Source organism: Klebsiella sp. YJ, assembly GCF_002108615.1.
Lineage (GTDB): Bacteria > Pseudomonadota > Gammaproteobacteria > Enterobacterales > Enterobacteriaceae > Klebsiella > Klebsiella planticola.
This window is the reverse complement of the sequence record NZ_MTEG01000025.1, coordinates 87,546-102,314: the sequence shown is the minus strand read 5'-3', so window position 1 is coordinate 102,314 and position 14,769 is coordinate 87,546. Positions and strand designations below refer to the sequence as shown.

General features: G+C 55.1%; 16 protein-coding genes. 5 read left to right on the top strand and 11 right to left on the bottom strand.

What is annotated here, in order from left to right:
- The first annotated feature begins 503 nt into the window (after positions 1–503).
- From BV390_RS23090 to BV390_RS23085, 3 genes are all read left to right on the top strand, one after another.
- A complete protein-coding gene (locus tag BV390_RS23090; protein ID WP_015584548.1) occupies positions 504–698 on the top strand; it encodes a hypothetical protein in 195 nt (64 codons plus the stop codon).
- Between the two features lie 522 nt (positions 699–1,220).
- Complete coding sequence (locus tag BV390_RS30840; protein ID WP_137056547.1) at positions 1,221–1,340, top strand: small membrane protein; 120 nt, start codon at positions 1,221–1,223, stop codon at positions 1,338–1,340.
- A 1,106-nt stretch (positions 1,341–2,446) separates the two neighbouring features.
- Positions 2,447–2,995 carry a helix-turn-helix transcriptional regulator gene (locus tag BV390_RS23085; protein WP_164673303.1) on the top strand — a complete coding sequence of 183 codons (549 nt, stop codon included), beginning with the start codon at positions 2,447–2,449 and terminating at the stop codon, positions 2,993–2,995.
- 320 nt (positions 2,996–3,315) lie between these two features.
- Here BV390_RS23085 and BV390_RS23080 read toward each other — a convergent pair whose 3' ends face one another.
- Positions 3,316–4,935: a peptide ABC transporter substrate-binding protein gene (locus tag BV390_RS23080; RefSeq protein WP_085397408.1), complete on the bottom strand. Its 1,620-nt coding sequence runs from the start codon at positions 4,933–4,935 to the stop codon at positions 3,316–3,318.
- Complete coding sequence (locus BV390_RS31200; RefSeq protein WP_163922497.1) at positions 4,932–5,027, bottom strand: hypothetical protein; 96 nt, start codon at positions 5,025–5,027, stop codon at positions 4,932–4,934. The genes BV390_RS23080 and BV390_RS31200 overlap by 4 nt, the downstream gene beginning before the upstream one ends.
- 96 nt (positions 5,028–5,123) lie before the next feature.
- Between BV390_RS31200 and mpaA the strand changes: the two genes are divergently transcribed.
- A complete protein-coding gene (mpaA, locus tag BV390_RS23075) occupies positions 5,124–5,837 on the top strand; it encodes a murein tripeptide amidase MpaA (RefSeq protein ID WP_032688064.1) in 714 nt (237 codons plus the stop codon).
- Here mpaA and ycjG read toward each other — a convergent pair.
- Entirely contained in the window at positions 5,828–6,793 is a 966-nt protein-coding gene (ycjG, locus tag BV390_RS23070) for an L-Ala-D/L-Glu epimerase (protein ID WP_032688068.1), read from the bottom strand. The genes mpaA and ycjG overlap by 10 nt on opposite strands.
- A gap of 103 nt (positions 6,794–6,896) precedes the next feature.
- On the opposite strand from ycjG, the gene tpx reads away from it, so the two are divergent.
- Complete coding sequence (tpx, locus tag BV390_RS23065; protein ID WP_032688069.1) at positions 6,897–7,403, top strand: thiol peroxidase; 507 nt, start codon at positions 6,897–6,899, stop codon at positions 7,401–7,403.
- A gap of 77 nt (positions 7,404–7,480) precedes the next feature.
- Here the strand turns inward: tpx and BV390_RS23060 are convergent, their stop codons facing one another.
- The 8 genes from BV390_RS23060 to pspA all read right to left on the bottom strand — a co-directional run bounded on the left by BV390_RS23060 (position 7,481) and on the right by pspA (position 14,692).
- The gene (locus BV390_RS23060) at positions 7,481–8,536 is read right to left on the bottom strand and encodes an AbrB family transcriptional regulator (protein ID WP_032688070.1); all 1,056 of its coding nucleotides are present in this window, start codon (positions 8,534–8,536) and stop codon (positions 7,481–7,483) included.
- Positions 8,537–8,649: 113 nt separating this feature from the next.
- The gene (gene tyrR / locus BV390_RS23055; protein WP_032688071.1) at positions 8,650–10,191 is read right to left on the bottom strand and encodes a transcriptional regulator TyrR; all 1,542 of its coding nucleotides are present in this window, start codon (positions 10,189–10,191) and stop codon (positions 8,650–8,652) included.
- A 197-nt stretch (positions 10,192–10,388) separates the two neighbouring features.
- Positions 10,389–11,450, bottom strand: a complete 1,062-nt coding sequence (locus tag BV390_RS23050; protein ID WP_032688072.1) for a YcjF family protein — start codon at positions 11,448–11,450, stop codon at positions 10,389–10,391.
- Complete coding sequence (locus BV390_RS23045) at positions 11,447–12,844, bottom strand: YcjX family GTP-binding protein (RefSeq protein WP_015584552.1); 1,398 nt, start codon at positions 12,842–12,844, stop codon at positions 11,447–11,449. The genes BV390_RS23050 and BV390_RS23045 overlap by 4 nt, the downstream gene beginning before the upstream one ends.
- A gap of 214 nt (positions 12,845–13,058) precedes the next feature.
- Positions 13,059–13,277, bottom strand: coding sequence for a phage shock protein PspD (pspD, locus tag BV390_RS23040; protein ID WP_004861166.1), 219 nt, complete (start codon positions 13,275–13,277; stop codon positions 13,059–13,061).
- Positions 13,278–13,296: 19 nt separating this feature from the next.
- Complete coding sequence (gene pspC / locus BV390_RS23035; protein WP_004861164.1) at positions 13,297–13,656, bottom strand: envelope stress response membrane protein PspC; 360 nt, start codon at positions 13,654–13,656, stop codon at positions 13,297–13,299.
- Complete coding sequence (gene pspB, locus BV390_RS23030; protein WP_004861160.1) at positions 13,656–13,880, bottom strand: envelope stress response membrane protein PspB; 225 nt, start codon at positions 13,878–13,880, stop codon at positions 13,656–13,658. Before pspB ends, pspC begins: the two co-directional genes overlap by 1 nt.
- 146 nt (positions 13,881–14,026) lie before the next feature.
- Positions 14,027–14,692, bottom strand: coding sequence for a phage shock protein PspA (pspA, locus tag BV390_RS23025; protein WP_004861156.1), 666 nt, complete (start codon positions 14,690–14,692; stop codon positions 14,027–14,029).
- Positions 14,693–14,769 lie beyond the last annotated feature (77 nt).

Below are 14,769 nucleotides of genomic sequence, written 5' to 3'. Positions count from 1 at the left end.
TCGCGGTATGCAACGCATGACTCGGGGACCTTGTGGATTGCTGGTCCTTCAATGGTCGGGGACTTTCACCCCTTGATCTCTACCGGTCACCCGGCGCACACTGTATACATATACAGTATTATCAATCGATGAGAGAAATCAAGGGCTGCTGGCGTGATAACGGAGTACTGGCCGCGTATCCCTCTGATTTAATAACGACTCTTTCTGCTTAAGGGAAAGCTCTGGTTTACAGGGCAACCGTGAGAAAAACCGGACGATAAAGCAAAGCGACGGTCACCGGCCAGCGCGCGAAGATATATCACTCGTCAGATGGCCTCTGCCTGCCCACCACAAACAAGAGCACCGGCAGACGAAGTGACCAGAAAATTGGCAAAGAGTAAGTCGCATCTCTGGAAATTTCCGCCGATTGGGAGGAGGATAGTCTTTGTGCAACCGACCGTTATGGGCCATCGCTATCCCCATCATACCGGCGATGTACCCGAGATACTGAACTGGAGATTCTTATGTATTACACGTTAGGAGATACCACCCTCCACTTTTATCGCTATCAGTGCCGCTTCTACGTCGCCCATTGGGACGGCGGCAATGTCATGAGCGATAAGTTCAAGCAGTTCATTGAGTTGATTACCGAAAAAACCGGTATTGATTCTAAGCGCGTCGAAGCCGTTGCGCGGGACTACTTCAATAACGTGGATTGACGCCGGTCGGAATCCGCATACGTCATACGTCTTTATTTCTCATTCGGGCACAGCCCCCCGGTGAGCGTTTACCAATCAACAGCCCGCCATTACCCGCTCGCGGAGGGCTGTCGCGCGCGATCCACGCGCGTATTGTGCTAAACAGTCCACTTCAGCAGGTCTCCCACGAGGCCTGCAGCCGCATTTTTGACTAAAGCATCCGCCACGCCGCACGATTGCCATTTCCAGTGAGTTATTAATCAGATATCACCTGCTAGCGGCCTCTTTTTCTGCTTATCTGCCTCACAGACCAACCACGGTGTATCCGATGTTTTTGAGCGAAAAATCCATTATCAATGACCATATAATGCTACGCCATCGGGGCGCAATTGGCATAAAATCTCGCACCAACAGAGCAAACAGAATTAAAAAAACTTTTTTCACATTCCATTAAAATATTTAGTTAGGATTTTTCTTAATCCTGGAGTAGATTCGCTTTCATAAAAGCAAGAATATCCATGAACTTCTCGGGGACTAAACCACATGGCAAACTTATTCTTTTTAGTATTAGCTATAGTACTGCTTCTGGTTGCTGTTTTTTCTCTCGTTTCCTATATCAAAGACAGAAAAAAGCAGCAGTTTACGTTCAAAAAAAGGCGTTAATAACAAAGCCACAACAGGAGAGGCACGCATCTGTGAACTTTCTAAAGTGAATTTAACTTAATGATCGAGAGTCTGACATGGCCAGTTTAACGCGATATCGCGTCAAAGATTGACGTCGCTTTAAACGCACAGGTCATGAGTTTTAGCAAAATTACGCATAAGCAAATCCAATTAATAATATTGCATTAATAAGATTTTAATTTCTCTTGGGTTAAGCAAGATAGTTATTTAGCGACCTTATCAACACCGACGGTATGATTGGTGCTGACAGGCCGTGCCGCGAAATTAAAATGCTGTTTGTCCTCACGGTGGTCTGCTGCTGGCCACCTGAGTTCACCCGCCGGTGTCATCCCTCCGCCCCCTTCCCGAGACATTAGCAAGACAGAGCCGGCCAAATCCAGTCAGGTCGGTCTGACTTTACCGCAGAGTGGTCAACGCCGTGTCGCCGGTCTTATATGATGTCATTAACGTGCCCATTTCTATCTCCTTTCGTCATGAGAAAGAGCATGGTACTTGCGACACCATTCGCGATGTCATAAGAGAATCCCGGTGTATTCCAGGCACAGGCGCAATCCATTCTCCCCTGTCGCATCGACCAGAGTGAGTTCAGGCATATTTATCACCCATGCTATTTCACACTCCGACACAATTGTTACCCACAGCAATGCCCTTGCACATTATCTTTACCGGTATTGACTAAGCCTGACCGTCGATTCATAAAACAAATCATAAAATCAAGATAACGCTCACTCCCCATTTTTTTATCAACCCCAGAAATATTGTTTTCCTCAACACTGCTCTCTGACTAGCGGCAGACATTTTGTTTAAAATAAACCAAAACAAACTATTACAACGTATTAATTCATTGTTTAATAGGATTTTTCTTATCAAAGCAAGCCTGTATCTCATTTTTGCCACACCTCTTGCAAAGATAATCTTAGTGAAATATCTTAGCTGCAATGCATTAACAAAAGAAAAGTTATAAAAAACACAACATTATCATATCCTGCCCTGACTATTGACTGTGAATACTAATGACTAAAATTTTACTTAATATAAAAAACATTTATTTCAGACTTGCTATGATAAAATTAATTGAAGATATCATGGCCGAGAATGAAAACATCACTTATGACTTCACCTACAATATAAAAAATATCAGCGCCGCCGATATCATCATTACAGAAATGGTCGCGGGAGAGTTTTCCTTATGTCATGACACGCTAAATAACAGAGGTGATGCCGCGAGAATTTTCATCATTCATCCACAAAAGGGACCCATTATAAAAAATCCGCTCCCCAACTGTATTAAAGGTTCTGTTTTTATTTACGAAAAAGATTTGCTTATCAATATCAAAAAGATCATTGCAAAAGCACTGGATGTTAACCGCATAAAAACCACAGATGAATCAGCATCATGTAGCCTCAGAAGGTGTCTTGACTGCCAGTGTAAATCGGTCACCGCGATACAACTAAAAATTCTCTATGCCACCAGTATCGGATTAAATACTTCCGATATTGCCAAAAAATTAAGCATGAACTATAAAACAGTATTTTCACACAAAAGAAATGTAATGAATAAATTTAACCTCGCCAACAAGCAGGAACTGCAAAAATTTGCCAATCTGTTTGCCAGAAAAAGAAGTGAGTCATAATATGGCCTGCGTCCGTGCTAATAAACGATGAATCAGAGACGCATCTGGCTTTTACATCATATTAATAATATATATCGGTTACACTCTAAAAAAGTCATAGTCTTCCGCTCCTGTCCCCTGCGCGACGCTAACATAGCGGTAATGAGCCCCCTATATGTTGATATTTATACTGTTGCTGCGACAAGATCAGCATGGGCCTGCGCAAAAGGGAGATGTCTCCCCCCTCTGACACAACGTCAGCACGTGCCGTCAGTCCATCAATATTGCCAAAAAACAGGGCGCGGATAACCGCGCCCTGTTAAACGGTGCTGAGGTAACAATTACGGGTGCTTTTCGATATACATCGTACGGCTATAGGCAACATCTTCCGGGTTATTAATCGGATACCCTTTCAGCCACGGCTTAATCAACCGCCCGTTGGTATACTGGTAAATCGGGGCGATAGGCGCTTTACTCATGATGATTTTTTCCGCCGCATTGTAATCATCATTGCGCGCTTTCTCCGAGGTTTCCAGCGCCGCCTGGCTCAGAATCTTGTCATAAGCCGGGTCGTTAAAACGGGAGATATTCCCGCTGTGGGTCGAGGTCAGCAGCGACAGGAAAGTGGAAGACTCATTATAATCCCCTACCCATGAAGCGCGAATCACATCAAAATTGCCGGTATTGCGGCTATCGATATAAGTTTTCCACTCTTGATTCTGCAGCTTCACATCCACGCCGAGATTCTTCTTCCACATCGAAGCAACCGCAATCGCGATTTTCTGGTGGTTTTCCGAAGTGTTATACAGCAGCGTCAGCTGCAGCGGACGACCGGGACCGTAGCCTGCCGCCTGCAATAACGCTTTGGCCTGAGCATTCAGCTCGGCCTGGCTCATGCTTTCCATCTGCGACGGCTGCGGTGTAAACCCGGCGGTCACGTCCGGCGTAAAGTGCCAGGCCGGTTTTTCGCCGGTTCCCAGTACCTTCTCCGCCATCAGACGACGGTCGATAGTCATGCTCAGCGCCAGACGCACGCGCTCATCGGCGGTAGGACCTTTCTGGGTATTAAAGGCGTAGTAATAGGTTCCCAGCTGCGGCGGCGTATACACCTGACCCGGAATATCCTTCAGCAATTTCTGATACAGATTCTTCGGGAAAGACTCGGTGATATCAATATCGCCGGCCAGATAGCGTTTCGTTGCCGAGGATTCCTGATTAATCGGGACAAACGTCACCTGCTGAATGACCGTTTTCGCATTATCCCAATAGTGGCTGTTTGGGACGACCACCAGTTTTTCGTTAACCACGCGATCTTTTAAAACGTAAGCGCCGTTGCCGATAAGATTGCCCGGACGCGTCCAGTTGGCACCGCTCTCCACGTTGGCTTTCTGTACCGGATAAAACGCGAAGCTGGCCGTCAGGTTACTGAACCACGGCAGCGGTTTATCCAGCTGCACGCGCAGGGTACGCGCATCAACGGCGGTGACGCCCAGCGTCTGCGGCGCAGCTTTACCGTCGATAATATTTTGCGCGTTGCTGATCCCCGCCAGCGCGGCGAACCAGGCGAAAGGCGAGGTGGTTTTCGGGTCGACCAGACGCTGCCAGCTATAAACAAAATCCTCTGCCGTCACCGGTGAGCCATCGGACCAGCGCGCGTTATCGCGCAGCGTAAACGTCCAGACGCGGTTATCATTACTCTGCCAGCGGGTCGCCACGCCTGGGATAATATTGCCTTTCGCATCCTGGTTGACTAAACCTTCAAAAAGATCGCGAATCACCTGAATTTCCGGCAGACCAACGGCTTTGGCGGGATCTAAGGATGCGGGTTCATCTTTAATATGCCGTACCAGCATCTGCTTTTCGGCTAATACGGTTCCCTGGGGGACATCCGCCGCCCAGGCAAGAGAAGAAACGCTGGCTAACCACAGCGCGCCGCATGTCAATGTGACAGGATACTTCATGAGATCCCCTTTAAAATAAAAAAACCAGAGCTGGCAGAGCGATAATTATTTGTTTCATCACCTGAAATTGCAAACGGCTTGTGATAGAAAATTGACCTGTCTACTGATTTAGCCGCCTCAGGAAACTATTTGATTCCGGGAGGCTTTTACACAACACTGCAGAAAATAACCTGCTAACAGGATGCCCTATGCCCGTTTCCCGTCCTCGCCCCCTACGCGGCGCCTTTCCGCCCGGTACGCAGCGCTATGGTCAGTCACATCTTGGCGCGCCGCTGCTCTGGTTCCCCGCCCCGCTGGCGGACAGCCGCAGCGGCCTGATTCTTGCCGGTACCCACGGCGATGAAAACTCATCGATCGTGACGCTCTCCTGTGCGCTGCGTACCCTGAAGCCGGAATTACGCCGCCATCACGTCGTGCTGGCGGTGAATCCCGATGGCTGTCAACTGGGGCTACGGGCCAACGCCCGCGGCGTCGATCTGAACCGCAACTTCCCCGCAGCAAACTGGAAAGAAGGGGAAACGGTGTATCGCTGGAATAGCGCGGCAGAACAGCGCGACGTGGTACTGCTGACCGGCGAAAAGCCCGGTTCAGAACCGGAAACGCAGGCACTGTGCCAGCTGATCCATCAGATCCACCCGGCATGGGTTGTCTCCTTCCACGATCCGCTGGCCTGCATTGAAGATCCCGGCCACAGCGAGCTGGGACAGTGGCTGGCCGAGGCTTTTGCCCTGCCGCTGGTCGGCAGCGTCGGTTACGAAACCCCCGGCTCTTTTGGCAGCTGGTGCGCCGATATCGGCCTGCCCTGCATCACCGCCGAGTTTCCGCCCGTCTCGGCCGACGAAGCGACGGAAAAGCATCTGTCGGCGATGATGGATCTGCTGCGCTGGCACGCTCAGAGATGAAGCACTCCGGTGCTGAAATGCAGCGCCGGCTCAACATCCACCGCCAGCCAGGTCGGGCCATCCAGATCGGCGAAACGCGCCAGCGGCGCCAGCGGGAGCGCCGCTGAAATGGCCCGCGACGTGCAAAGCATGCAGCCCAGCATACGTTCAAACCCCAGCTCCCCGGCCTCCTGCGCCAGAAACAGTGCTTCGGTCAAGCCGCCGGTTTTATCCAGCTTAATATTCACCATCTCATAGCGCCCGCGCAGCTGCGGCAGGCTATCACGGGTGTGGCAGCTCTCGTCGGCACAGACAGGCAGCGGGTGAATAAAGTTTTCCAGCGCGTCATCGGCGTCCGCCGGAAGCGGCTGTTCGAGCATGGCCACGCCGATATCCGCCAGCAGCTGACAGCGCGCCGCCAGGCCATCGCCGGACCAGGATTCATTGGCATCCACTATCAGCGTCGCCTCTGGCACCACGTTGCGAATGGCAATCAGCCGTTCGCTGATCAGATGATTATCCAGTTTCACCTTCAGTAGCCTGGCCCCCTTCTCCCACAGCGCGGCGGCGCTGGCCGCCATCTGTTCAGGGGTACCGATCACCACCGTCTGCGCCGTCACCACCCGATTGGGGAGTCCGATCCCCAGCAGTTGCGGAATCGTCTTCCCGACGCGACGGGCCTGCAGATCCCACAGTGCGCAATCTACGGCGTTGCGCGCTGCCCCTGCCGGCAGCAGATGCTGGAGCTGTTCGCGGGTTATGCCGCTTTCCAGCTGCTCGCCAATGGTGAGGATCTGCGCCATGACTGACGCAATGCTCTCCCCATAGCGCGGGTACGGCGTGCACTCTCCAACGCCTTTTACGCCGTCCTCTTCAATTTCCACCACCACCACCTTCGCCTCGCTGCGACTGCCGCGGGCAATCACAAAAGGCGTATGTAACGGCCAGGCTTCTTCGTACACTCGCAGGTTTCGCATTCCCAGGTTCCTCCAGGGGAAACATTAAATAGGATTTGCCGTGCCGATAACGGATGTCATACACTATCCGTGACGTTAACTATATGTAAACAGGAAGATAAACATGTCACAAACCGTGCATTTCCAGGGCAACCCCGTTTCTGTTCAGGGCACCATTCCGCAGGCTGGCGCTACCGCGCAGCCGTTTACGCTGGTCGCCAAAGATCTCTCTGACGTCGCGCTGAGCCAGTTCGCCGGCAAACGTAAAGTACTGAATATTTTCCCGAGCATCGATACCGGCGTTTGCGCGGCATCGGTTCGTAAATTTAACCAACTGGCCTCCGAGCTGGATAACACCGTTGTACTGTGCATCTCTGCCGACCTGCCGTTCGCTCAGTCTCGCTTCTGCGGCGCGGAAGGTCTGAACAATGTCGTCACGCTGTCCACGCTGCGCGCACCGCAGTTCCTGGCCGATTACGGTGTCGCCATTGCAGCCGGCCCGCTGGCCGGTCTGGCCGCGCGTGCGGTGGTCGTTGTTGATGAAAATGACCAGGTTGTTTACAGCCAGCTGGTGAACGAAATCACCGAAGAGCCGGACTACGATGCGGCCCTGGCTTCGCTGAAAGGCTAAGACCATAAGCTATCCCGGAAAATGGCGTCACCGCCAGCCTTCCGGCTACGTTAAGCCTCCGCTATGCGGAGGCTTATTTATTTCTGCGGCGCATAACGTGAAATAAAACGCGCCATCATCGGGCCGGTCAGCAAAATGGTAAACAGACGCAGCGTCTGCATCGCCATGATAAACGACATATCCGCCCGCGTACCTGCGGCAATGATCGCCACCGTATCCAACCCGCCGGGGCTTGTCGCCAGATAAGCGGTCATAAAATCGAGCGGCAGCACCTGGGTCACGCCCAGCGCCAACAGCGCACAAACCACAATCAGGCCGATAATGGAGGCGATAATCTGCGGCAGCGTCTTCAGGGCCAGCAGGAAGATCTCTTTATTAAACTTTAGCCCAACGCTCCAGCCAATGGCAGCATACGCCAGCGCCAGCAGCCATTCAGGCAGTTCCAGCATCCACCAGCCCTCCCCCTGCACCACCGCGCCCGCCAGCATCGGGAATAACATCGCGCCGGACGGGAAACGCATCCTCAGCCCCAGCCATCCCGCAACCATCGTCAGCAGCAGCGTCCACGGCAGCTGCCACGTCAATGGCGGAAACCAGACGATCTGCTGGGTCAGCGCCTGCGCATCGCCGCCCAGGGCAAAACGTACCACCAGCGCCGCCGCACCCGCGACAAACAGTACCCGCAGATACTGCATCAGAGCCACCAGCCGCACGTCGGCGCCGTACTCCTGCGCCATCACCACCATGGCCGACGCTCCGCCAGGCGAACTGCCCCACGCGCCGGTCGCGCCCGGTAGCGCGCTATAACGCACCAGCAGCCATCCCGTCAGCGCGCTGACGGCAAGCGTGGAGAAGAGGATAAGCAGCACCAGCGGCCAGTGCCCGATCAGGACACTAAAAATAGAGGGGGTCAGCGTGCGGGCGATCATGCAGCCGATAATGGCCTGAGCGGCAATAAAAAACGGGCGCGGAACGCGAATGTTCGCCCCGCGCAGACTCAACGTTATCCCGGCGATCATCGGCCCCAGCAGCAATGCCGCAGGCAGGTGCAGACCAAACAGGACCCCAGAGAGTCCGGCAGAGAGTCCCAGCAGTTTCATCCACTGAAGCAGATGACCCGGTGAAGTTGACATCCGTATTCCTGGAAAAAGATGAAGAAAACTGAGTATATACAGAAGCCGGCGACAGGCAGAAGCCTCTATGGCATCCGGTTGTCACCGGCCGCCTGAGCCGCCGGTGATTGCGTCTACTCTTCGCCTTTCTTCTGGCTCAGACCGTATTCACGCAGCTTGTTGGCAATCGCGGTATGCGATACGCCGAGGCGCTTCGCCAGCTTACGCGTGCTCGGGAAGCTGCGATAAAGCTGGGTAAGTACCGAGCGTTCAAAGCGACGCGTTATATCATCCAGCGACCCTTCCATCGCCTCTTCGCCAACCGGTAGTGAAGCCACATCGTGATCCGGCAACAAAATATCCTGCGGGCGCATCTCATAGCCTTCGAGCTGGGTCAGCGCGCGGTAAACCGCATTCTTCAGCTGGCGAACGTTGCCGGGCCAGCTATAGCGGGTCAACACCGTGCTGAGGTCGGCGGAAAGCTTCGGTCGCGGGATCCCCTGCTCGTCGGCAAACCGTGAAACAAACAGCTCCGTCAGCGGAATGATATCCTGCGGACAGTCGCGCAGCGGCGGCAGGTAGAGGGTGAGCACGTTGAGGCGGTAGTAGAGATCCTCGCGGAATAATCCCTTCTGCACCAGCTCCAGCAGATTTTTCTGCGTCGCGCAGATGACCCGCACGTCGACGTGAACTTCATGATCCTCCCCGACGCGCCGGAAGGTGCCGTCATTGAGAAAACGCAGTAGCTTGGTCTGCATCCGCGGCGACATTTCGCCGATTTCATCCAGCAGGACCGAACCGCCGTTCGCCTGCTCAAAGAAGCCTTTTTTACCCTGAATGGCGTCGCCAAACAGCTCGCTTTCCACCGCATCTTCCGGGATGGAGCCACAGTTCAGCGCCAGATAGGGTTTGTTCGCCCGCGGACTGGCCAGATGGCAGGCGTGGGCGAATAAATCTTTGCCGGTTCCGGTATCGCCGACGATCAGCAGCGGCGCGCTGAGCATCGCCAGCTTACGGGCCTGCTCGACAACATGGCGCATTTTCGGGCCGACGGCGAGGATTTGACTGAAGGCACTGGTGTCCTGCGTCGTCATGGTTTGCAGCTGACGCCCCATACGGACGGTGGAACGCAGCATCGCCACCGCGCCGGTCAGGACCCGTTCGCCGTGTTCGCCTTCAAGGTAGACCGGGGTGATTTCCAGCACGAAATTCTGACCGTTAACCACCACATGCTCGCTATGCGACTCCTGCGGGCTGCTCTCCAGCCAGCGCTGGACGTTAAAATCGGTAATTAACTGAGCGACCGGATGATTGCGCAGCCGCTCCTGGCTCTGCGCAAACAGCTGGCAGCTGGCGGGGTTCGCCAGTTCAACCTTGCCTTTGGTGTCCAGCGACAGCACCGGTTCCGGCATCGCCACCAGCAGCGCGCTAAGCGCCAGGTGTTCACGTTCCGACGGCATCCACGGCACGGTACGCACGTCGGTCACGCCGGCGATCCGACGGATTTCCGCCATCAGGCTGCTGAAGCTGGCGAACTCCAGCTCGGCAAAATTAAGATAAATTCGGCCAATGGGATCAATGTCGATGCCGCGCAGATCGATACCGCGGAGCACCAGCAAATCAAGCAATTCACGAGTCAGACCAAGACGGTCTTCACAAAAGACTTCAAGACGCATGGGAGTATTCACCCTAAAAAGGCCAATGACGGATGAATAATAGGACAGTTATTTGCTGGCGTGAAGATAGCTGTCAACAATTATTGACAGCATGGCGGAAAAACGGCCGTTATGGCGTAAAGATATCCGTTCAAAGCCCCGGCAGTCGGGGGAGCGACGTTAAAACCGCCGGTCGCCCGGCGGTTATCAGAAGGCGATCAGGGCTGCGGACCGCTTTTACTTTTTTGCAGCGTCTCTTTCAGCTGACCAATCAGTTCACGACGGAAATCGCCCAGCCGCGGTTTGTCGTCAGCGATCCACGGTAGTGGGCGGCACAGCTCCATTGCCTTAATCCCCAGACGCGCCGTGAGCAGTCCGGCGCCAATCCCCTGCGCCGCACGTGCCGAAAGTCTGGCCGCCAGGTCCTGCGACATCCAGTCCATGCCCACTTCCCGCACCAGTTCGCTGGCGCCGGCAAAGGCAATATTCAGCAGCACCAGGCGGAACAGACGCAGGCGGCTGTAATAACCCAGCTCAATGCCATACAGCGTGGCGATGCGGTTGATCAGGCGTAAATTACGCCAGGCGATAAAGGCCATATCCACCAGCGCCAGCGGGCTGACGGCAATCATCAGCGTGGACTCCGCCGCCGAACGGCTGATTTCCCGCCGCGCCTGGGCATCCAGCACTGGCTGCACCAGTTGCGCATACAGGCTGACCACTTCCCGGTCGTTTTGCGTTTCATGAATCGCCGCATACCAGCGCTGCAGCGCGGGATGCGCCTGATCCAGCCCGGCCTGCTGCGCCAGTTTCTCGCAAAACGCACGCCCTTTTCCGACCGCGTGACTGTGCATCAAATCCCGCGCCTCATCGCGCTCGTGGGCCCGCTGGCGCAGACGCCACAGCCGCCGCCATTCGGTGGCGACCGACCCGACACCGGCGCCGACAATCAGCGCTCCCGCCGCACAGCCGCCCAGCGCAATCCAGTCCTGGGTTTGCCAGGCGGTCATTGTCCACTGTACGCCCTGCGCCACGACGCTGACGCCAAAAATAGCCAGACCGGCGCTGACCATGCGTCGCCATAAACTCCGTTTCGGCCGCAGAACCGATTCGACTACCGCTTCTGCCGCCCCCTCGTCTTCCTCCAGCGCGTCGACTCGCGCCGGGGCAAATTTCGCCGCCTCTGCGCCGTCAAAGGCGCGGGCCGATTTCAGCGCTTCCATTTTCTCCGCTTCCAGCGGACCGTCGAAATCGATACGCGGTTTTAAGGGTTCGCTCATCGCAATTTATCTCCGATCAAAAATTCAAGCGCGGCATCCAGGCGAATATGCGGCAGCGGCTTATCGACGTCCATCACCTGCGGACGGAAATTCTCAAACTGAAACCCCTGCTGTTGCCAGAACGCCTGACCCGGCAGGCGCGCCGGAACCTCTCCGGGGTAGACGGTCAGCGGCTGACCGTCGCTCAGGCGATTTCCGCGCAGCGCGGGAATCTTCTCGCCGTTAACCTCAATCAACCCGCTCTGCGTCGCCTGGATCGATGCCAGCCCCAGACAATCCATACTGATGCCTTCGAACGCGGCGTTCTGCCAGGCGTCCTGAATCAGCTGCTGCAGCAGAGAAACCATATTGCCGTGCTGATCGACGGTGACGTGATCGGCTTTGGTGGCGGCAAACAGCAGCTTGTCGATCACCGGGGAAAACAGACGGCGGAACAGGGTTCGCTGGCCGTAATGGAAGCTCTGCATCAGCTGAGTCAGCGCCAGGCGCATATCGTTGAAAGCCTGCGGGCCGCTGTTCAGCGGCTGCAGGCAGTCCACCAGCACGATCTGGCGGTCAAAGCGCAGGAAGTGGTCTTTGTAAAAGCCCTTCACCACTTTTTCGCAGTAATATTTAAAGCGTTCACGCAGCATTCCGGCGTTGCTGTGTTTATCCGCCTGGGCCAGCTTCGCTTCGCCGATGGCGTCGACATCCGGCCAGGGGAAAAACTGCAGGGCCGGCGCCCCGGCCATATCTCCCGGCAGCACAAAGCGCCCCGGCTGAATAAAGTGCAGTCCTTCTCGTTTGCAGGCATGCAGATACTCCGTCCACGCGGCGGCAATCTCCGCCAGACGGTTTTCATCCGCCGGCGCCAGCGGATCCAGCCCGTCGCAGAGCTGACGCCAGCGAGCGGACCACGCCTCACGCTGCCCTTGCAGCAGGCCGGTCATCTGCCGCGACCAGCTGAGGTAATCCTGCGCCAGCATCGGTAAATCAAGCAGCCACTCGCCCGGATAATCGACGATCTCCAGGTACAGCGTGGAGGTCTCTTTAAAATGGCGGAGCAGCGATTCGCTGGAGCGGTAGCGCAGCGCCAGGCGAATTTCGCTTACCCCGCGGGTCGGCGTCGGCCAGACCGGCGGCGAACCGTACAGCTGCGCCAGCCCTTCGTCATAGGTAAAACGCGGAATGCCGAAATCACGCTGCGGAACCCGTTTGACGCCAAGCAGGCGCTCTTCTCTCACCGCGCTAAGCAACGGCAGGCGTGCCCCGGAGTGAATATTCAGCAGTTGATTGACCAGCGCGGTGATAAAGGCGGTTTTACCGCTGCGGCTCAGGCCGGTGACCGCCAGACGCAAATGACGGTCAACGCCACGGTTCACCAGCGCATTGAATTCAGTTTTGAATCGCTTCATTGCCATCCTGTTATGCTCTGAAGGAAAGTGCTTTGATTATAAGCTATTAGGTGAGGATAAGTAGAAAGATTCCCGCCAGCGCTGCGGGAGATTGACGGCTGATGGCATTCACCTCAGTCGCTGCGCGCCAGGCGCGCGCAGGAGTGCCTGCGCGACCTCACCCGTCCACCCCGTGGACGTCGCAACGATACGCCTGGCGCATCGCCTCGATAAATCATTTCATCCCGCGGGCAAAACGGTTGGCCAGACGGCTGAGCAACGGTTCCAGCGCCACCGCCAGCAACATTTTTAACGGCCGACGCGCCACCGATTTCACCGCCCAGCCGGCAACCCCCGCCGGGCCATAACGTAACGCGGTCAGCAGAACCAGCTTACCCGCGATTTTCAGGCCGGGTTTCACTTTTTGCCCTGCCTGCTGCCATTTTATGTTCATGCGTGACCTCAGATTTCAGTTAGAGCTGGCGAAAACGGCTGCGTAACGTAAAGGTATCCGACGTGACATAGCGTTCCATTTCGCGCAGGCGGCGTTCGCTGGCCGCCAGTTCTTGATCCGCCGCGGCCAGCAGCTCACCGCTGGTCGGCATTTTCTCGCCGTACAATTCACTTTCCGGCATCGGGTCAAGAGCGAACGTCAGGATGATGTACGCCACCACCACAAAGAAAAACAGGCCAAAGATCATCGCCAGTACGGTAATCAGTCGTACCAGCTTGACCGGCACATCCAGATACTGCGCGATACCGGCGCAGACGCCTTTTACCATGCCGTGCTGCGGCACGCGCCACAGTTTTTTATTCAGATCCAGTCCGCCCATTATTTGTCTCTCCAGTTCGGATGTTCGGCATCAAGAATGTCTTCCAGCGTCTGAATACGTTCGCGCATGCGCTTTGCATCGTCGGTCAGCTGCAGCAAACGCTGCTGTTCATTCTGCGATAAGCTGCCGCTCGCGGTGCGGTTGTTGTAGTGCAGCCAAAGCCAGACCGGTAAAACGAACAGCACAAACAGCGTCAGAGGTATGGCAATAAAAAGCGTACTCATGTGTACTCCTTACGGTGAGTGAACGGCGGCGCATAGCAGCGCCGCAACGCATTATCCTTCAGAACGTCGGGGCATCGGCTCACGACCGGCTTTAGCTGCGCCCGCCCTATCCGGCCCGCCAGTTCTGAAGGCGCTGGCCTCTGCCATTAGTTGTTTTGGTTCATTTTGCTTTTCAACGCCGCCAGCTGGGCGCTGATTTCATCATCCGCTTTCAGGTCGGCAAACTGCTGATCCAGCGTTTTCTGTTTACCAAAACCATGGCTTTCCGCTTCGGCTTCCATATGATCGATGCGGCGTTCAAAGGATTCAAAACGCGCCATCGCTTCATCAATTTTACCGCTATCCAGCTGACGACGTACATCGCGGGAAGAGCTGGCCGCCTGATGACGCAGTGTCAGCGCCTGCTGGCGAGCGCGGGTTTCGCTCAGTTTATTCTCCAGCTCGCCAATCTCTTTTTTCATCCGCGTCAGCGTTTCGTCAACCATCTGCGCTTCATTTTCCAGACTGCCGATAAGGTCGGTCAGCTTTTGTTTTTCGATAAGCGCGGCACGCGCCAGATCTTCTTTATCTTTACGCAGCGCCAGTTCAGCTTTTTCCTGCCACTCGGCCTGCTGGGCAAGCGCTTGTTCAATTCGACGGCTCAGCTGTTTCTTTTCCGCCAGCGCACGCGCCGAAGTTGAACGGACTTCGACCAGCGTATCCTCCATCTCCTGGATCATCAGACGCACCAGCTTCTGCGGATCTTCCGCTTTCTCCAGCAGGGAGTTGATGTTGGCGTTCACGATGTCGGCAAAACGAGAAAAAATACCCATAACGTTGATCCTCATAGTTCTGATTTCAGGCCGTGGCCTGCGATGATACTTACGCTGATTAATACAAATCCTGTGCC